This window comes from Microbacterium sp. SWDP-B6, from assembly GCF_059803615.1.
Genome location: NZ_JAPFGV010000019.1, coordinates 17,559 through 35,430, shown reverse-complemented (window position 1 = coordinate 35,430; position 17,872 = coordinate 17,559). Strand labels below are relative to the sequence as shown.

The 17,872-nt window shown below is 70.1% G+C and carries 15 protein-coding genes; 6 read left to right on the top strand and 9 right to left on the bottom strand.

Features of this window, described 5'->3' with window-relative positions; translation table 11 throughout:
* Nucleotides 1–49: 49 nt before the first annotated feature.
* Nucleotides 50–733 (bottom strand): class I SAM-dependent methyltransferase, encoded by a 684-nt coding sequence (locus tag OPU70_RS17015; protein ID WP_498558316.1) that lies wholly within the window; start codon nucleotides 731–733, stop codon nucleotides 50–52.
* Nucleotides 734–771: 38 nt separating this feature from the next.
* Between OPU70_RS17015 and OPU70_RS17010 the strand changes: the two genes are divergently transcribed.
* Complete coding sequence (locus tag OPU70_RS17010; RefSeq protein ID WP_498558315.1) at nucleotides 772–2,262, top strand: dihydrolipoyl dehydrogenase family protein; 1,491 nt, start codon at nucleotides 772–774, stop codon at nucleotides 2,260–2,262.
* Nucleotides 2,263–2,274: 12 nt separating this feature from the next.
* On the opposite strand, the gene OPU70_RS17005 is transcribed toward OPU70_RS17010, so the two are convergent.
* Nucleotides 2,275–2,916: a CDP-alcohol phosphatidyltransferase family protein gene (locus tag OPU70_RS17005; RefSeq protein ID WP_498558314.1), complete on the bottom strand. Its 642-nt coding sequence runs from the start codon at nucleotides 2,914–2,916 to the stop codon at nucleotides 2,275–2,277.
* Nucleotides 2,909–3,628 carry a TVP38/TMEM64 family protein gene (locus OPU70_RS17000; protein ID WP_498558313.1) on the bottom strand — a complete coding sequence of 240 codons (720 nt, stop codon included), beginning with the start codon at nucleotides 3,626–3,628 and terminating at the stop codon, nucleotides 2,909–2,911. Before OPU70_RS17000 ends, OPU70_RS17005 begins: the two co-directional genes overlap by 8 nt.
* A gap of 75 nt (nucleotides 3,629–3,703) precedes the next feature.
* On the opposite strand from OPU70_RS17000, the gene OPU70_RS16995 reads away from it, so the two are divergent.
* Genes OPU70_RS16995 through OPU70_RS16980 form a run of 4 tightly spaced genes read left to right on the top strand, consistent with a single transcriptional unit; the run spans nucleotide 3,704 to nucleotide 7,821 of the window.
* Nucleotides 3,704–4,945, top strand: a complete 1,242-nt coding sequence (locus OPU70_RS16995) for an ABC transporter substrate-binding protein (RefSeq protein WP_498558312.1) — start codon at nucleotides 3,704–3,706, stop codon at nucleotides 4,943–4,945.
* On the top strand, nucleotides 4,942–5,817 hold the full coding sequence (locus OPU70_RS16990; protein WP_498558311.1) for an ABC transporter permease: 876 nt from the start codon (nucleotides 4,942–4,944) through the stop codon (nucleotides 5,815–5,817). Before OPU70_RS16995 ends, OPU70_RS16990 begins: the two co-directional genes overlap by 4 nt.
* A gap of 4 nt (nucleotides 5,818–5,821) precedes the next feature.
* On the top strand, nucleotides 5,822–6,772 hold the full coding sequence (locus OPU70_RS16985) for an ABC transporter permease (RefSeq protein WP_498558310.1): 951 nt from the start codon (nucleotides 5,822–5,824) through the stop codon (nucleotides 6,770–6,772).
* Nucleotides 6,769–7,821 (top strand): ABC transporter ATP-binding protein, encoded by a 1,053-nt coding sequence (locus tag OPU70_RS16980; protein WP_309693130.1) that lies wholly within the window; start codon nucleotides 6,769–6,771, stop codon nucleotides 7,819–7,821. Before OPU70_RS16985 ends, OPU70_RS16980 begins: the two co-directional genes overlap by 4 nt.
* Before the next feature lie 46 nt (nucleotides 7,822–7,867).
* On the opposite strand, the gene OPU70_RS16975 is transcribed toward OPU70_RS16980, so the two are convergent.
* The 5 genes from OPU70_RS16975 to OPU70_RS16955 form a co-directional block, all read right to left on the bottom strand.
* On the bottom strand, nucleotides 7,868–9,352 hold the full coding sequence (locus tag OPU70_RS16975; protein ID WP_200933712.1) for a hypothetical protein: 1,485 nt from the start codon (nucleotides 9,350–9,352) through the stop codon (nucleotides 7,868–7,870).
* 151 nt (nucleotides 9,353–9,503) lie between these two features.
* Complete coding sequence (locus OPU70_RS16970) at nucleotides 9,504–11,624, bottom strand: heavy metal translocating P-type ATPase (RefSeq protein WP_498558317.1); 2,121 nt, start codon at nucleotides 11,622–11,624, stop codon at nucleotides 9,504–9,506.
* Nucleotides 11,625–11,694: 70 nt separating this feature from the next.
* A complete protein-coding gene (locus OPU70_RS16965) occupies nucleotides 11,695–13,962 on the bottom strand; it encodes a heavy metal translocating P-type ATPase (RefSeq protein ID WP_498558309.1) in 2,268 nt (755 codons plus the stop codon).
* Nucleotides 13,963–14,031: 69 nt separating this feature from the next.
* On the bottom strand, nucleotides 14,032–14,994 hold the full coding sequence (locus OPU70_RS16960; RefSeq protein ID WP_498558308.1) for a DUF8832 domain-containing protein: 963 nt from the start codon (nucleotides 14,992–14,994) through the stop codon (nucleotides 14,032–14,034).
* Entirely contained in the window at nucleotides 14,991–15,203 is a 213-nt protein-coding gene (locus tag OPU70_RS16955) for a heavy-metal-associated domain-containing protein (protein WP_079113876.1), read from the bottom strand. Before OPU70_RS16955 ends, OPU70_RS16960 begins: the two co-directional genes overlap by 4 nt.
* Nucleotides 15,204–15,425: 222 nt before the next feature.
* On the opposite strand from OPU70_RS16955, the gene OPU70_RS16950 reads away from it, so the two are divergent.
* A complete protein-coding gene (locus OPU70_RS16950) occupies nucleotides 15,426–16,178 on the top strand; it encodes an SDR family NAD(P)-dependent oxidoreductase (RefSeq protein WP_042537244.1) in 753 nt (250 codons plus the stop codon).
* A 309-nt stretch (nucleotides 16,179–16,487) separates the two neighbouring features.
* On the opposite strand, the gene hisD is transcribed toward OPU70_RS16950, so the two are convergent.
* Complete coding sequence (gene hisD / locus OPU70_RS16945) at nucleotides 16,488–17,804, bottom strand: histidinol dehydrogenase (RefSeq protein ID WP_079112053.1); 1,317 nt, start codon at nucleotides 17,802–17,804, stop codon at nucleotides 16,488–16,490.
* Nucleotides 17,805–17,872: the final 68 nt, after the last annotated feature.

Here is a 17,872-nt window from a genome sequence, read left to right as displayed (position 1 = left end):
CCCCCCCCCCCCCCCCCCCCCCCCCCGCTCCGGTCACCCCTCGGTCAGGTCAGAGCGGCGAACCGCCGTCGACCGTCGCAACGACCGCGACGATGTGCCCGCCCTTGCGCTCGACCCGGTGCACCGACGCGGGGTCGACGGCATCGCGCTCGAGCATCCGCCACGGCCGTGCCGAGATGTCTGCCCCGCCCGTCGCGCAGGCCAGACGCGCCAGCGGTGAGAGCACACGCCAGAACCCGTGCGACGGCTGCATGTCGACGATGCACGCCCGTGCGCCGGGGCGCAGGCACGCCCGCGCTCGACGCCAGGCCTCTTCTCGCTCGGTGATCACACTGAGCGTGTAGGTGGCGAGCAGGGCATCCGCACGGCCGTCGCCACCGCCGCGCAGCTCGGTCACGGCCTGGACCACCGCTTCGGGGCTCAGCTCTGCCGCATCCGCACGGATCAGGCGCACCCTGTCGCCCCAGCCCTCCCGGTCGATCCGCCTCTGGGCCACGGCCAGCATCTCGGCGCTGCGATCGATGCCGATCACGACCCCCGACGGCCCCGTCGCGTCGAGCAGCAGCGCGAAGTTCAGACCGGTGCCGCATCCGAGGTCGACGACGGCGTCGCCGGTGCTCAGGTCGAGCAGAGAGATCCCCGCCAGGCGTCCGGCCCGATACACCGGGCGCTCACCCGAGAGCGCGTCGTACCACCGCGCACCCACGCCGTAGCGCCGCATCAATGCCGCCATCAGCCCTCCCGCTTCCGGGTCCACTCTAGGCTTCAGGCATGAGCACCCCTTCTCGCAGACCGGCGCGCGCACTGACCGCACGTGAAGCAGGCGGACGCATGTGGGACCTGGTCGTCATCGGAGCCGGCAGCGCCGGACTCGTCGGGTCGCGCACCGCAGCCGCGCTCGGCGCGCGCGTGCTGCTGGTCGAGGCGCACCGGTTCGGCGGCGAATGCCTGCACACCGGCTGCGTGCCGTCGAAGGCTCTCATCGCGTCGGCCGCCGCCGCGCACGCCGCGCGCAGCAGTGCGGGGCTGGGCGTGACCGCGGGCGAGATCCGGGTCGACTTCCCCGCCGTCATGCAGCACGTGCACTCCGCGATCCATGACATCGAGCCCGTCGACTCCCCCGAGACGCTCAACCGAGACGGCGTCCACACGCTCGTCGGACGCGCGCGGTTCGACGGCCCTCGATCCGTCGTGGTCGGCGGTGAACGCATCGCGTTCCGTGACGCGTTGATCGCCGCGGGAAGCACGCCGGTGCGCACGTCCGTCGAGGGCGAGGCGTCGATCGACGTGCTGACGAACGAGACGTTCTGGGATCTGGAGGAACTGCCCGCTCGGCTGCTGGTGCAGGGCGGCGGCGCGATCGGCTGCGAGATCGCACAGGCGATGGCGCGTCTGGGCAGCGCGGTCACGCTGGTGCACCGCGGTGATCGGCTGCTTCCGAAGGAGGATGCCGCGGCAAGCGCCGTGGTCCTCGCAGCGCTGCGGGCGGACGGCGTCGACGTGCGCCTCGGCACGACCGTGCGCTCTTTCGATTCCGCCGGGTCCGACGACGATCCCTCCCCGTCAGGAACCGCGACGCTGAGCGACGGCACGCAGGTCGCTTTCGATCGAGCGCTGGCGGCACTGGGTCGTCGCGTCGAGGCCGGAGACCTCGAACTGTCGGCAGCCGGTGTGCGCCTCGATCGCCGCGGAGCGGTCGACGTCGACGACTCGCTGCGCACGTCGAACCCGCGCATCCGTGCCGCCGGTGATGTGACCCCGCTGCCGCGGTTCACGCACACCGCCGGCATGTACGGCAGCGTCGCCGCGACGAACGCCGTGCTCGGGCTCTCCCGCAAGATCGACGCCGATGTCGTGCCACGCATCACGTTCACCTCGCCCGAGGTCGCGGCCGTCGGCATCACGCCGGACGATGCACCTGGACGCGGGATGCGAGTGGTCGTGCATTCCCACGCTCATCTCGATCGGGCGATCGCCGACGGGCACACCGACGGCTTCACGGGCATCGTCGTCGACCGGCGAGGCCGCGTCACCGGCGCCGTCATCGTCGGACCGCGGGCCGGAGAGTCGCTCGCGGAGTACACCGTGGCGGTGAAGACCGGCATGAACGTGCGCACGCTGGCCACGACGATGCACGCCTACCCGAGCTACTCCGACGCCGGGTGGAATGCCGTCGTGAAGGAGGCGCAGCGCGGCCTCCGCGGCGGGATCCTCGCATTCGGCATCCGCGTCCTGGGCCGCATCCATCGTCGCCGCGGCTGAGCCCGGCCCGACTCAGCGCAGGCTGCGGTAGCCGACGACGATGCGCTGCACAGCGCTGACGGCCACGAAGAGCGCCCACACCAACGCGATCTGCCACGCCCAGAACGGCAGGATGAGCCACAGCGCATGCACGGCGATGGTCTCGGTGCCCTCGGCTATCCGCCCGAGGAAGGAGAGCGACCGCCCGTCGTCTATCGTTCGCCCGGCGCGCTCGGCGATCGAGGAGAAGGCGAGGAAGGCCGTGCCGTTCACGTAGTAGACGAGGAGCACCAGCAGGAACGGCCACCACGGAGCGCCGAACTGCGCCGTGGCGCCGAAGGCGACTCCGACGACCGTGGCACCGTAGACGACGAAGTCGGCGGTGATGTCGAGGAATCCGCCCGCGTGGGAGGGCGCGGAGTCCCGCCCCTGCGACTCGGCCAGCCGTCGGCGGCGTCGGGCGAGGGTGCCGTCGAGACCGTCCGCGATCCGCGAGACGAGCCAGAGCACGAGGGCGACCCACCACAGCTGGAATCCGGCTGTGACGGCGGATGCGACGCCGAGCGCGAGACCGAGCACCGTCAGGCGGTCGGGAGTGATCCCCGGGCGGTCGAGGGCGGCGGCCGTCACCTCGAGTGGTCGGGCGAGCACGGCCCGCAGAGAACGGTCAAGCATCGTGGCCACTCGCAGTCCTCTGCGCCGACGACGAGCCGTCTACGCCGCGGCGACGCAGGATCGCCGCCGTCACGACGCCGCCGAGGATGAGCACGCCCAGCACGGCCACCGCAATCCAGAAGGGCGGTCCGAGCTCGAGCCCGAACGCGCCGAGCGCCACATAGGCGGCGGACCCGGGGAGGATGCCGATGGCCGTGCCCAGCGCGTAGTCGCGTCGTCGCACCGCCGTCAGCCCGGCGCCGTAGTTGATGAGCGTGAACGGGATGATCGGCACCAGCCGAGCGCCGAGGACGGCGAGGAATCCGCGGTGCGCGAGGGCGGCGTCGAGGCGCGCGACCCGAGCCCCGGTGAGCCGCTCGACCGCCTCTCTGCCGAGCGCTCGACCGATCACGAACGACGCGGCGGCGCCCAGCAGGGCACCGACGTAGACGAGCACCAGGGCGAGCCAGAATCCCCACACGAGACCCGCCGCGATCGTGAGCAGGTTCTTGGGCACCGGTGTCAGCGTGAGGGCGGCGTACCCCGCCACGAAGAGCAGCGCGCCGCCCGGTCCGAGGCTCGCCGCCCAGTCACGCACCGCGTCGATGTCGCTCGGAGCGAGGAAATACCCAACCGTTCCGACGAGGGCGACGAACAGGAGGAGAAGCACGAGGCGGACGATCGCCGACCGCTTCGAGGGGGCGTCTCTGACACGCGAATCACCAGCGTCCACAGCATCCTCCCCGACTCCTATACCCTAGCCCGGCGCGATATGCCGATACACCGATTCCGAAGCGAGGAACCCCTGATGAGCAGCATCGCACGACGACCTCGGAGAACCGCAGCCCTCGCTCTCGCCGTGCCGCTGCTCGCCCTCACGGCCTGCGCGGCACCCGAGAGCAGCGCGTCGACGGCATACGACGACTGGGATGCCGTGCTCGCGGATGCCGAGGGTCAGACCGTGCAGCTGTGGATGTACGGCGGCGACGACCAGGGCAACGCCTACGTCGACGACATCCTCACCCCGGCCGTCGCGGAGTACGGAGTGACGCTCGAGCGCGTGCCCGTGACCGATACGGGAGATGCGCTGAACCGCGTCTTCACCGAGATCCAGGCCGGCCGCTCCGACGGCACGGTCGACCTCATCTGGGTCAACGGCGACAACTTCCGCACCGGCAAGGAGGCCGATGCCTGGCTGTGCGACTGGACCGACCTGCTGCCGTCGATGGCTGCCACCGATCCCGACGACCCGCTGCTGCAGTCGGACTTCGGCACGCCCGTCGACGGCTGCGAAGCCCCGTGGCACAAGGCGCAGTTCACGCTCGCCTACAACGCCGAGGCGATCCCCGACCCGCCGACGACCCTCGCCGGGGTGCTCGACTGGGCCGAAGCCCACCCCGGACGCTTCACCTACCCCGCCCCGCCGGACTTCACCGGTTCGGTGTTCGTTCGCGAGGTGCTGGCGAGCGTCTCGGGCGGCGCCGACGAGGTGCCCGCGGCGTACTCGGACAAGGCCTTCGACGAGCTGAGCCCTGCTCTCTACGACCGACTGAGCGAACTGGCCCCGAGCCTGTGGCGCGGCGGTGACACGTATCCCGCGAACGAAGCCGAGCTCGGTCAGCTCTTCGCCGACCGTCAGATCGACATGACGATGACCTACGGGCCCGCGACACTCACCGATCTCGTCGCCGACGGGACGTACCCGCCGGAGACCACCGTGCTGCCGCTCGAGGACGGCACCGTGGGCAACGCGAGCTTCCTCGGCCTGCCCGCCAACTCCGACTCGATCGCGGGGGCGATGGTCGTTGCGAACGTCGCACTCTCGGCGGAGCAGCAGGCTGCGAAGGCCCAGCCCGACGTGTGGGGCCAGTTCACGGTGCTCGATATCGAGAGCCTGCCGGACGACGACCGCGCCCTGTTCGACGCCCTCCCGACGTCGCCGGTCGTGCCAGGGTACGAGGTGCTCTCCGAGAACGCGCACGGTGAGCTCGCTGCCGAGTGGGTCCCCGCGCTCGATGAGGGCTGGCGGACGGGCGTGCTCGACCGATGAGCTTCGCGCCGGTGGCGCGCCGTCGTGGGAGCGCCCGTCAGCTCCTCCGCGGCACGCTGCTGGTGCTGCCCGCCGCCCTCGTGACGCTGCTCGTGGTGGGCGGCGGCATCGGCGCCACGCTGCTCCAGGCCTTCGGACTCATGCCCATCGCGGGTCCCGTGACCCCCGGGATCGACGCCTTCCTCGCGCACCCGCGCGACCTCGCCGCCGCGACGGGGGTGTCGATCGCCGTCGCCGCCGCGTCGACCGTGATCGCCGTCGTCATCGGCACGGGCGCTGCGGTCGTCATCGCGTCCGGTCGCGCGGGCAGTCGCCTGCTCGCCGCCCTGGGCGCGACGACCGTGACCGTGCCGCACCTCATCGGCGCCGCGACGATCGGGCTGCTGCTCTCCGACGCTGGCGTCCTGCCCCGACTGCTCGGGATCCCGCCCGAGTCGTGGGCGCCCTGGGTGGGGGGTCCGTTGTGGGGTGCCGTGATCGCCGAGTTCGCCTGGAAGGAGTCCGCCTTCGTCGCGCTCGTCGTCACGGGCACCCTCGCCACCCGGATCGCCACCTACGACGAGGCGGCCGCGCTGCTCGGCGCCGGCCGGTGGCGGCGCTTCCGTCATGTGCTGCTGCCCCTGACCGCGCCGACGATCGTCATCTGCGCCGCGATCAGCTTCGTCTACGCTCTCGGGTCGTACGAGGTGGCGTGGCTGCTCGGTCGCACCTACCCCGAGCCACTGCCCGTGCTCGCCGTGCGGCTGTTCCAGGGCGTCTCTCTGGCATCTCGTCCCGAGGCAGCGGCCGTCGCGCTCGTGACCTGCACGATCTCGCTCGCCGTCGTGGCCCTCACCTTCGCGGCGCTCCGGCGCACGGCCGTCTGGCGGTGATCGGATGCCGTCGCCGACCCTGCCGATGCAGAGCACCCCCACCATGCAGCGCAACCGAACCATGCAGAGCACCCTCACCACGCCACGAGGCGCCGGCCGTGTCATCCGCGTGGCGCTGACGATGCTGCTGGTGGCCTGGTTCGCTCTGCCGTTCCTCCCCCTCGTGCTCTGGGCGTCCGCCGACGCCTGGTCGTTTCCGTCTCCCCTGCCCACGGCATGGGGAGTGCAGGGCCTCGAGGAGGCTCTGGGCTTCGGCCTGGTGCCGGGATTCGCCCGGTCCGTGCTGCTCGGATCGGTCGTCGCCGCGGTTGCCACACCTCTCGGCGCCCTCGCCGCGCGGGCGCTGACCTTCGGCACCGTACCCTTCCCTCGCACGGTCTCGGCGCTGCTGCTCGCACCCATCGCCCTGCCGCCGTTCGCCGCGGTCCTCGGCGTCAATGTGCTGCTGCTGCGCGCATATGTGCCTCCGATCGTCGGCGTGGTCCTGGTGCTCGTCGTGCTCGCTCTGCCGTACACGACGTTCGTGATGCGCGCCGCGTACGGCGCCTACGACCTGTCATACGAAGAGGAGGCGCGACTGCTCGGCGCCACGCCCTCTCGAGTGCTGCGCCGCGTGCACCTGCCGATGATCGCCCCCGCGCTCGCGCGGGCCGCGTTCCTCGCCTTCCTCGTCGCGTGGAGCGACTACATCGTGACGGTCATCGTCGGCGGCGGCGAGCTCGTCACCCTTCCGCTGATCGTGGCAGGAGCCGCCGCCGGTCTCGGCAACGACGCCGCCGTCGCCGTCATGTCCCTCGGAGCGGTCATCCCCCCGGTGCTCCTCCTCGTCGCCGTCCTGACCCTGCGTGGATCCGGCCGAGCCGCTGGCGGAAGGCGCCGCAGGCCATCCGCTCTCCCGAACACCACCTCCGCCGCCTCGTCTCCCCACCCCACGACCCCAGGAGCTTCCGCGTGAGCGCCGACCTCGTCCTCGACGGACTCGACAAGAGATTCCCCGGCTCGCCGACGCCTGCACTGCGGGCCTTCTCTCTCACGGTGGCCGCCGGCACCTGCACGGCCGTGCTCGGCCCCAGCGGGTCGGGCAAGAGCACCCTGCTGCGGGTCATCGCCGGGCTGGAAGACCCGGATGCCGGAACGGTGCGCATCGGCGGCACGGATGTCGCCGGGGTCGCGGCGGAGCGTCGCGGAGTCGGGATGGTCTTCCAACGCTCGCTGCTTTTCCCGCACCTCTCGATCCTCGACAACGTCGCGTTCTCCGACCGCGTGTCGGGCATGAGCCGCAGGGCTGCGCGATCCCGCGCAGACGACTACCTCGAGATGGTGCAGCTGCAGGGGTTCGGCGAGCGCCGGGTCGGCGAGCTGTCGGGTGGTCAGGAGCAGCGGGTCGCGATCGCCCGGGCTCTCGCCGCTGAGCCGGCGGTGCTGCTGCTCGATGAGCCGTTCAGCGCTCTCGATCCCGCGCTGCGCAGCGACATGCACGACCTTCTCGAGGCCGTGCGCCGTGCGGTCTCGCCCACCATCGTGCTGGTCACACACGATCGAGACGAGGCGGCACGGGCGTCGGATCGCATCGCCCTGGTCGAGCACGGCGTGCTGCTGCACGAGGGCACCGTGCGCGAGGCGTACCGCCAGCCGCAGAATCTGCGAGCGGCGCAGCTCATGGGAGGTCGGAACGCGATCGCCGGCGAGGTTCGCGACGGGCGTCACCACAGCGCGCTCGGCTCGGTGCCGGTGCCGCCTGAGACGCCGGCAGGTGCCGGAACACTCGTGATCCGTCAGGAGGACGTGGCCGTGCTCGCGGACGACGGCGATCGGGCGGCCCCGTCGGGCGCGATCTCGGGCGTCGTGGAGTCGGTCCGGGTGACCGGTGCGCGGTCCGACATCGTCGTGCGCTGCGGCGACGCCGCGCTGCATGCCGAGGCGCCACCGACGCAGCGGTGTCAGCTCGGCGACCGTGTGCGGCTCGCGCTGCCGACCACGGCCGTTCACGTGATCGCCGGCTGATCCCGCCACCGACGCCGGGCTCCTCGGCGCAGACGGCCGTCGCGGATCAGCGGGTGGTGGCTCGGGACGCGCCCGTCTCCCGCACGCCCGTGAGACCCGAAGGCCGAGAGACCACCTGCGGTTCGGCGCCGTCGCGGACCGACGGGATCGGCAGCAGTCGTCGCAGTTCGATGTTCTCGATCGGGTCGAGAACGGAGTGCTGCACGCACGCCGGAACCAGGCGCCCGTCCTCCGGGTGCGCCATCGCGTACATGCACGAGCCGAGGCGCTCCTGCGTCTCCTTGAGCAGCGGGTCGTCGGCGACGATGCCCTGTTCCATGAGCTTCCACGCAGGATCGACCTGCTCGGCATCCATGAAGTTGTGCACCACGAAGGTCTTGAACGAGACCTTGCCTCGGCGTGCCTCGCGCAGCACGCGACGCAGTCCGCCGGCACGGCGGAGCACGCGTCGGGCGAGACCGAAGAGCGGAGGGATGTCGCCCGGGTGGCCGGCGATCGCACGGACGACCTTCACCACGAGCACCGGCTTCGGGATGCCGCCGAAGATCATGCCGCCGAAGTGGTCGAGGAATCGGTCGCGCGCCGCGATGTCCTTCGGGTCGTCGGGGTCGAGCAGCGCCGCGAAACCGCCGCCGACACGCACGCCGACCGTCGACCGGTTGCACCGCGGGTCGCCGAACTGCGTCGCCTGCCAGGGCAGCTTGTGCCCCGCACCCGCCTCGATCCGCTCCCACACGGCGTCGATCGTGACCTCGCCGAAGTCCTCCCGCCACCGCCGATCGTCGCCGATGAACGCGGCCGGCTGGAAGGACATCATGTCGAACGGCATCTCGAGCACGTCGCGGGTGACCTGCTCGACCTCGTCGACATTCGACGGCGTGACGGTCATGTTGTGCGCGAGGTAGCTGTCGACGCCGTGGTCGCGCTTGAGATCGATGAACATCTGCGCGAACTTCTCGCGGAACGGATTGAGCTCGGCCTCGCTGTGCGGCCGCACCGCACCCTTGCGCCCCCGCATGAGCGAGTCGAAGTGGGCGGCGAACGACACCTTGTCGAACCTCGGCTTGCGATCCTCGTCGAGCACCACGTCGAGAAGGTAGTCGTATTCGAAGTCACCGTGGGTCATCGACATCGGCTCGCGCCCGACCGCTCGCATGGCGAGAAGCGCCTGGGCGTGGTCTTCGGCCGACAGCAGGCTGACTTCGCCGCCGATCAGCTGCGCGTGAGCTCGCGGCCCCCGCACCTGGCGCAGGTAGGACATCTGTCGCGCGACGTTGTCGACCGTGTGGTCGCCGTCGATGCGCACCTTGTTGGCGTCAGCCGAGTGGTAGCAGGGCGAACACGTGAGGTTGCACTTGGGGAAGACGCCGTGCGTTCCCTCGCATCCCACGGCGCAGCGTCCGAGGAGCTGGTTCGGCGTCTTCGCATGCTCGGGCAGCTCCGACCAGCGGATGGCGAGAGCGCGGCGCGTCTCGGGATGGATCGGGCGTGTCTCGAGCTCGATCCGCTTGAGCGTCTGTGCGAGTCTCATGGGCTTCCTCTCGGCCAGGCGAGCGTCCGCACCGTCGACGGGCTCGATGTCCGAGAGTTGTTCGACGCCGAACCGATCTCGGATTGCATCCGATTCTCGCACCACGTCTGCACTGCCGCACAGATGCCGCGACATCTCTGCGATCAGTTCCTCACCGCCCCAGAACGGCCCGGACGCTCGCCTCGGGAGACAGATCGATGCGACGCAGCAGCTGCGCATTGAGAGCGACGACGATCGTCGACAGCGACATCAGCACGGCTCCGACCGACATGGGGAGGACGAATCCGACGGGCGCCAGGATGCCGGCGGCGAGCGGCACCGAGAGCAGGTTGTACCCGGCCGCCCACCAGAGGTTCTGCGTCATCTTGCGGTAGGCGGCACGGGAGAGCTCGATCACGGAGACCACCGACCGGGGGTCGGAGCTCGCGAGGATCACGCCGGCCGAGGCGATGGCCACGTCGGTGCCGGCACCGATCGCGATGCCGACGTCGGCCTGAGCCAGCGCGGGGGCATCGTTGACGCCGTCGCCGACCATCGCGACCTTCTTGCCCTCGGCCTGCAGCTCCTTGACCTTCGCGGACTTGTCTTCGGGGCGCACACCGGCGAACACCCGGTCGATGCCGAGCTCGGTCGCCACGGATTCGGCCACGGCCTGGGCGTCACCGGTGATCATGACCACTTCGACACCGAGGCGGTGCAGGGCGTCGACAGCGTCACGAGACTCCGGGCGCACCTCGTCGGCGAGCTTCACTCCTCCGGCCACCTGCCCGTCGACGATCACGTGCAGGATGATGGCACCCTCGCCTCGCCATGCGTCTGCGGTGGCGATCTCTCGGCCTCCGACCTCGTCGAGGAGCTTCGGCCCGCCCACGCGGATCTCGCTGTCATCGACGGTGGCGGTCACTCCCACCGCCGGAGAGGACGAGAACCCCGAGGCCTTCGACACCGTCAGGCCTCTGTCTTCTGCCGCGCGCACGATGGCGCGAGCCAGCGGATGCTCGCTGTCGGCCTCTGCGGATGCGGCGAGCGCGAGCAGGCGGTCGGCGTCGATGCCACCGATCGATTCGACGGCGGTGACGGTCGGTGCGCCCTTTGTCAGCGTGCCCGTCTTGTCGAACAGCACGGCGTCGACGGTGCGCATGCTCTCGAGCGCCAGGCGGTCCTTGACGAGCACACCACCCCGGGCAGCGCGCTCCGTGGCGATCGAGACGACCAGCGGGATCGCGAGGCCGAGCGCATGCGGGCAGGCGATGACGAGCACGGTGATGCTGCGCACGACGGCGGCATCCGGATCTCCGACGAGAGTCCACACCAGCGCGGTGAGGGCCGCCGAGACCAGGGCGAACCAGAAGAGCAGTGCGGCTGCGCGGTCGGCGATGCGCTGCGCCCGGGACGACGAGTTCTGCGCGTCGACCACCAGGCGCTGGATGCCGGCGAGTGCGGTGTCGTCGCCGGTGGCGGTGATCTCGACCCGCAGGCCGGAGTCGGTCGCGACAGTGCCCGCGGTCACCGTGTCTCCCTTCGTGCGGGTGACGGGGCGGGACTCGCCCGTGACCATCGACTCATCCATCGCGGCTGCCCCGTCGATGACACGACCGTCGGCCGGAACGCTCGCTCCGGGGCGCACGACGACGACATCGCCGACGACGAGATCGGCGGGTGCGACCATGACGATCGCGTCACCCTCGACCCGTTCGGCCTCGTCGGGCAGCAGCGCGGCGAGGGAGTCGAGCGCAGAGGTCGTCTGCGCGAGGGATCTCATCTCGATCCAGTGGCCGAGCAGCATGATGACGATGAGAAGGGCGAGCTCCCACCAGAACTGGAGCTCGTGGTGGAGGATTCCGAGGGTCGCGCCCCACGAGGCGAAGAACGCGACGGTGATCGCGAGGGCGATCAGCAGCATCATCCCCGGCGTGCGCGCCCTGAGTTCGCCGATCGCACCCGAGAGGAACGGCCATCCGCCCCACGCGTACATGACGGTGCCGAGCACGGGAGAGACGAACCGCGCCCAGTCGGCGACGTCGTAGCCGAAGATCATCGCGAACATCGGCGAGAACGCCACCACCGGCACCGCGATGATGAGGTTGATCCAGAACAGGCGCCGGAACTGGCCGACGTGGTCGCCGTGCCCGGCGTGACCACCGTGCACCTCGTGCCCGGCGTGTCCCTCGTGACCTCCGTGCCCCTCGTGACCTCCGTCTGCGTCCTGAGCGAGGTGATCGTGACTGACGTGCTGGTCGCCGGCGGTTCCCTCGGTGTGGTGCGTGGTCATCATGAGTGCTGTCTCCCGTGTCGGGTGTGGATCTCAGTGTCTCTCTTCGGGGTGCGCGACATCGCCCGTGTCACCGCGGGATGACACTCCGGAACCCCCGCAGGCGCAGGCTGTTGCCGACGACGAAGACGCTCGACAGTGCCATCGCTGCGCCGGCCAGCATGGGGTTGAGCATTCCGAGCGCGGCGACCGGGATGGCCGCGACGTTGTAGGCGAAGGCCCAGAACAGGTTGGTCTTGATGGTTCCGAGGGTCTTTCGCGACAGTCGGATCGCGTCGACCGCGCTGCGCAGGTCTCCACGCACCAGGGTGATGTCGGATGCCTCGATCGCGACGTCCGCCCCGGTGCCCATCGCGATGCCGAGGTCGGCCTGCGCGAGTGCGGGGGCGTCGTTGACGCCGTCACCGATCATCGCGACGACCTTTCCCTCGCGCTGCAGTCGCGCGACGACGTCGACCTTGTCCTTCGGCAGGACTTCGGCGATGACCTGGTCGATCCCGACCTCTGCCGCGATGCGCCTGGCGACCGCGGCGTTGTCGCCGGTGAGGAGGATGGGGGTCAGCCCGATCGCCGTGAGCTGGGCGATCGCTTCGGCGCTGCTCGGCTTCACCGTGTCGGCCACGACCAGGATGCCGCGCGCCTGCCCGTCCCAGCCCACCGCGACGACGGTCTTGCCTTCGCTCTCGGCGCGGGCCTTCCTCGACGCCAGCTCGCGGCTCAGCGTCTGCGACCACTCGGCGAGGAGCGAGTCCCGGCCGACGAGCACGGCGTGACCGTCGACGATCCCCTGCACTCCCTTGCCTTCGATGTTCGTGAAGTCCTCAGGCGTCGGCAGCGCTCCGACCTCCTGCGTCGCGCCCTTGGCGATCGCCTGGGCGATCGGGTGCTCCGAGGCATCCTCCAGCGCGCCGGCCAGCCGCAGGAGTTCCGCGCGTTCGGTGCCGGGCTCGACGACCACGTCGACGAGCGTCATCTTGCCGCTGGTGACCGTGCCCGTCTTGTCGAGCACGACGGTGTCGACCGTGCGGGTGGACTCCAGCACCTCCGGACCCTTGATGAGCACGCCCATCTGCGCACCCCGCCCGGTGCCGACCAGCAGCGCGGTGGGTGTCGCCAGGCCCAGTGCGCACGGGCACGCGATCACGAGCACGGCCACCGCCGCGGTGAATGCCGCGGCCACGGGGAACCCCGCGCCGAGCCAGCCGCCCAGCGCGACGACGGCGATCACGATCACGATCGGCACGAAGACGCCCGAGATCCGGTCGGCGAGACGCTGGACCTCCGCCTTCCCGGTCTGAGCGTCTTCGACGAGCTGGGCCATCTGCGCGAGTTGCGTGTCGGAGCCGATCCGGGTGGCGCGCACCACGAGCCGGCCGCCGACGTTGGTCGTGGCACCGGTGACGGCGTCGCCCTCTGCGACCTCGACCGGCACCGCTTCACCCGTGAGCATCGATGCGTCGACGGCAGACGTGCCCGAGACCACGACACCGTCGGTCGCGATCTTCTCTCCCGGCCGCACGACGAACTGGTCTCCCACCTGCAGATCCTCGACCGGGATCTTCGTCTCCACACCACCGCGCAGCACCGCGACGTCCTTCGCGCCGAGCTCGAGCAGCGCGCGCAGGGCTGCGCCGGCCTGCTTCTTCGACCGCTTCTCGAAGTAGCGCCCGGCGAGGATGAACATCGTCACCCCGGCACCGACCTCGAGGTAGATGTTCGCCGCCCCGTCGGAGGGGGCCAGTGCGAACTCGAACGGGTGGGTCATGCCGGGGGAGCCGGCCGTGCCGAAGAACAGCGCGTAGAGCGACCACAGGAATGCGGCCGATGTGCCCAGGGAGATGAGCGTGTCCATCGTCGCGGTGCCGTGCCTGAGGTTCATCCATGCGGCCCGGTGGAACGGCCACGCCGCCCAGAGGATCACCGGGGCCGCGAGTGCGAGCGAGGCCCACTGCCAGTACGTGAACTGCAGCGCCGGGATCATGGCCATCGCGATCACCGGCACCGTCAGCACGATCGCACCGATCAGGCGGTTGCGCAGCGACCGCAGCTCAGAGTCTGCGGTGACCTCACCGGCGGAGGCGACATCGTTCTTCGAGCCCTTCGGTGCGGGGATCGACGCCGAGTACCCCGTCTTCTCGACCTCTGCGATCAGCGCCGCCGGATCGTACCCGTCCGGCACGGTGACCTTCGCCTTCTCGGTCGCATAGTTGACGGTCGCCACGACGCCATCGAGCTTGTTCAGCTTCTTCTCGATCCGCATCGCGCAGGAGGCGCAGGTCATGCCGCCTATCTCCAGTTCGACTCCGGTCCCTGCGTTCGCAGGTGCTGACGTGCTCATGTTCGTTCCTTCTCTGGCTTGCATCTGTGGGCCGCAGCGATCAGCTGCGGCAGAGGCGACGGCTGACGGTCAATGCCCGTCGTCGTGCGAATCGCCCTCGGTTTCGGTCACGCCCTGCGCCTGAGAGGCGTCGAGCACGAACTCGGCCGTGTGCACCGTGCCGTCCACCTGGAAGTCCAGGTACAGCAGGTACCGCCCCGCGGTCGGGGCCTCTGCGGCGAACGCGATCTCGGGCCCCGACGTCTCGCCCGCTTCGGGCTCATCACCCGCGGCGTGCACGTGCAGGTACGCGAGGTCGCCGTCGCGCAGCGCCACGAGGTGGCCGAACGCGCCGAGATACGGCTCCAGGGCGGTGACCGGGCGACCGTCCTGTGCGACCGTCACCGTGAGGTCGCTCGCCGCTCCTGCTTCGAGGTCGCCGTCGAGCGAGACCGTGAAGCCATCGACCTCCGCGACGCGGGTCGGCTGCGGCGCGACGGGTGCGAACTCACCCGCCACCTGGACAGTGCGCGTGAGAGTGAGCGACGCAGCATCCGCCTGGGCCGGGGTGAAGTCCGCGAAGACGCGGTAGGTTCCGGCCTCTGTCCACTCCCAGGGAAGCGACCACGTTCCCGTGGCCTCGTCGAGCACCGGATGGACGTGTCGGAACCGGCTCCCGTCTGAGCGCACCACGATCAGGTGCAGATCCCTGTCGTGCGCCGTCGCGTAGTCCGTGACGGGGATGCCGGCGGCGTCTTCGATCCGGAATGCCAGTGCACCGGGTTCGCCCGGGGATGCCGGCGCCTCGATCGGCGACAGCACATATCCGTCGAGACCGAGCGACAGGCCCTTCAGGTCGTCTGCAGCGGCACTCGCCGCGTCATCCGTGCCGACAGCACTCTCGGCGTGACCATCGTGATCGTCCGCTTCCGCACCCTTCGTCCAGTCGCTGACCGCGCTCGCGGGAACGATGACGCCGGCGAGCCCGAAGGCCGCGCCGAACGCCACCACGAGGCCCGCCCCGAACAGGCCGAGCCGTGCGCCGGCGTTCATGCCGTCCGCACCGCCGAATAGCCTGCCTCTGCGACGGCGGCCAGGACCTGCGCATCGTCGACCGACGTCGAGCCGGTGACGACGAGCTTTCCGGTCTGGGCGCTCACCTGGACGTCTTCGACGCCGGGGATCTCGGAGACCTCTTCGCGCACCGACATCTCGCAGTGCCCGCAGGTCATGCCCGTCACCTGGAACTCGTTCTTCGTCATCATGTCTCCATCCCTCGTTCTAGTACCCCTGGGGGGTATTAAGAACAAGCGTATACCCTCTCGGGGTATTCCGCGATGGGTCGATGAAAACTCGAGCGCCGCCACTCGCAGAAATCCATTCAGGCGAATCCATCTCCTCTCCCGAGGCGTAGGCTGGAAGCCAAGGACGGACCGTCCGAGAAGATCTCCCGGCACCGCGACCGTCCGGAAGAGGAGTCACTCGTGGCTCAGTACGACGTCTCGAACCGCTCGGCGATCGTGACGGGAGCAGGCAGCGGAATCGGACGCTCGACCGCTCTCCTGCTCGCTCAGAACGGCGCATCCGTCGTCGTGAACGACCTGAACGCGGAGCACGCGAACGCGGTCGTCGACGAGATCCGCGCCGCCGGCGGCATCGCCGAGGCATCGGTCGGAGATGCGACCGACACCGCCTGGATCGCCAGCTCGGTCGAGCTCGCGAACACGCTCGCTCCGCTGCGCATCGGCGTCAACAACGCCGGCATCGGCGGAGCATCCGCCCCCACCGCCGAATACGACGACGCCGCGTGGGACAAGGTCATCTCGATCAACCTCAACGCCGTCTTCCGCAATATGAAGGCGCAGATCCCCTCGATCCTCGCGAACGGCGGCGGCTCCGTCGTGAACATCGCCTCGATCCTCGGCAGCGTCGGTTTCGCGAACTCGCCCGCCTACGTCGCCGCCAAGCACGCGGTCGTCGGCATGACCAAGTCGGCCGCCCTCGAGTACTCCGCCCAGGGCGTGCGCGTGAACTCGGTCGGCCCCGGGTTCATCGACACCCCGCTGCTCGCGAGCATGGATGCCGCTGCGAAGAACTTCCTCGTCAGCAAGCACCCGATCGGCCGTCTCGGTCAGGCCGACGAGGTCGCGAACCTCATCGCCTTCCTCGCCAGCGACGCCGCCAGCTTCATCACCGGCAGCTACCACCTCGTCGACGGCGGCTACACCGCCCTCTGAGGTTCAATGGCCGCGCGGGTCTCGCAGTGCGGCACATCTGCAGGACGAAAGCACGGATGCAGGACTCAACCATCCGCATGATCCTGCATCCGTGCCTCGGTCCTGCATCCGACACCGGTCAGGTCCCGCATCCGCCGGCATCCGGCCCCACCTCCGGCGCCGCAGCCCAGGCACCCCGGTCCGTCTGCAGGACGACAGCACGGATGCAGGACGAGATCGGCGATCCCGCCCTGCATCCGTGCCTCGGTCCTGCATCCGGCCCCGACCTACCCGTCGCGACCGGATGCAGGACGATGGCGGCACGCCCCGTCAGGCGAGACGGTCCAACCGCAGCGTGGCCGTCGCGCTGTGTGCGGCCATCCCCTCGGAGTCGGAGATCACCTGCACGGCGTTCGCGAGCTCGGGCGTCGCCTCGCGGCTGATGCGCTGATAGGTGAGAGGCTTCAGGAAGCGCGAGACCGAGAGACCCGCGCTGTGCTTCGCCCCACCCGCGGTCGGCAGCACGTGGTTGGTGCCGGCCATGCCCTTGTCCGAGTAAGCCACGGTGCTCCAGGGCCCGAGGAAGATCGAGCCGTAGTTGCGCAGATTCTCGTGGTACCACTCGTCATCGGCCGTGAGCAGCTCGAGGTGCTCGGGGGCGAGGTCATCCATGAGGGCCGCGGCGGTCTCGCGATCCTTCGCGACCGTGACGACACCGTAGTCGCGCCAGGCGGCACCCGCGATGTCGACCGTCGCCAGCGTCTCGAGCTGCCGTTCGATCTCCGCGATCACGGCGTGGCCGTGCTCCTCGGATGTCGTGATGAGCGCCGCAGGCGAGTTCGGCCCGTGCTCGGCCTGCCCCAACAGGTCTGCGGCCACGAGCACGGGGTCGGCGGTCTCGTCGGAGATCACCGCGACCTCGCTCGGACCCGCGAGCAGGTCGATCGCGACCGTGCCGAAGAGCTGACGCTTGGCCTCGGCCACGAACGCGTTGCCCGCGCCGACGAGCATGTCGACGGGCAGATCGCCGAGCAGCCCGTAGGCCATGGCCGCGAGCGCCTGCACCCCGCCGATCACGAAGACGCGGTCGACCCCCGAGAGGTGCGCGGCGTAGACGACGGCGTCGTTCGCTCCGCCGTCGGGCTGCGGAGGCGTGCAGGCGATCACGGTCGGCACACCCGCCGCCTTCGCCACGCCCACGGTCATGAAGGCGCTCGCCGTGAGCGGGAACCGACCGGCCGGCAGGTACGCACCGACGCGCGATACGGGGATGTACTTGGCGCCGGTCACGATGCCGGGAACGAACTCGGTCTCGAAGTCGGTCAGGTGCTCGCGGGAGGCGCGCGCGAACGCCTGCGTGCGCTCGGCCCCCAGTTCGATCGCCGCGCGCAGATCCGGGTCGAGGCGGTCTCCGCTGCTCGCGATCTGCTCGGCGGTGAGCTCGATGTCGGCACCCTGGTAGTTGTCGAGCGTGCGTGCGTAATCGAGCACGGCATCGAGACCGCGCTCGCGGATGTCGGCGAGCATGCTCGTGACGGTCTCGATGACGGCCGGATCGCGCTGCGCGGCGGGTGCGTCGATGAGCGGGGTCTTGAGGTGATGGAAGTCGCCGTCGTAGCGGGCGAGGACAGCTGAGGAGTAACGCATGCAGGAAGGCTAGATCCGCTGCATCCACGAGACAAGCCTGATGATCCGTGGCAATCCATCGGGTTTAC

Excerpts from the sequence above, each read along its gene's own strand:
- OPU70_RS17015 (WP_498558316.1), bottom strand. The coding sequence starts at position 733 with ATGGCGGCATTGATGCGGCGCTACGGCGTGGGTGCGCGGTGGTACGAC.
- OPU70_RS17010 (WP_498558315.1), top strand. The coding sequence starts at position 772 with ATGAGCACCCCTTCTCGCAGACCGGCGCGCGCACTGACCGCACGTGAA.
- OPU70_RS17005 (WP_498558314.1), bottom strand. The coding sequence starts at position 2,916 with ATGCTTGACCGTTCTCTGCGGGCCGTGCTCGCCCGACCACTCGAGGTG.
- OPU70_RS16995 (WP_498558312.1), top strand. The coding sequence starts at position 3,704 with ATGAGCAGCATCGCACGACGACCTCGGAGAACCGCAGCCCTCGCTCTC.
- OPU70_RS16990 (WP_498558311.1), top strand. The coding sequence starts at position 4,942 with ATGAGCTTCGCGCCGGTGGCGCGCCGTCGTGGGAGCGCCCGTCAGCTC.
- OPU70_RS16985 (WP_498558310.1), top strand. The coding sequence starts at position 5,822 with ATGCCGTCGCCGACCCTGCCGATGCAGAGCACCCCCACCATGCAGCGC.
- OPU70_RS16975 (WP_200933712.1), bottom strand. The coding sequence starts at position 9,352 with ATGAGACTCGCACAGACGCTCAAGCGGATCGAGCTCGAGACACGCCCG.
- OPU70_RS16970 (WP_498558317.1), bottom strand. The coding sequence starts at position 11,624 with ATGACCACGCACCACACCGAGGGAACCGCCGGCGACCAGCACGTCAGT.
- OPU70_RS16965 (WP_498558309.1), bottom strand. The coding sequence starts at position 13,962 with ATGAGCACGTCAGCACCTGCGAACGCAGGGACCGGAGTCGAACTGGAG.
- OPU70_RS16960 (WP_498558308.1), bottom strand. The coding sequence starts at position 14,994 with ATGAACGCCGGCGCACGGCTCGGCCTGTTCGGGGCGGGCCTCGTGGTG.
- OPU70_RS16955 (WP_079113876.1), bottom strand. The coding sequence starts at position 15,203 with ATGACGAAGAACGAGTTCCAGGTGACGGGCATGACCTGCGGGCACTGC.
- hisD (WP_079112053.1), bottom strand. The coding sequence starts at position 17,804 with ATGCGTTACTCCTCAGCTGTCCTCGCCCGCTACGACGGCGACTTCCAT.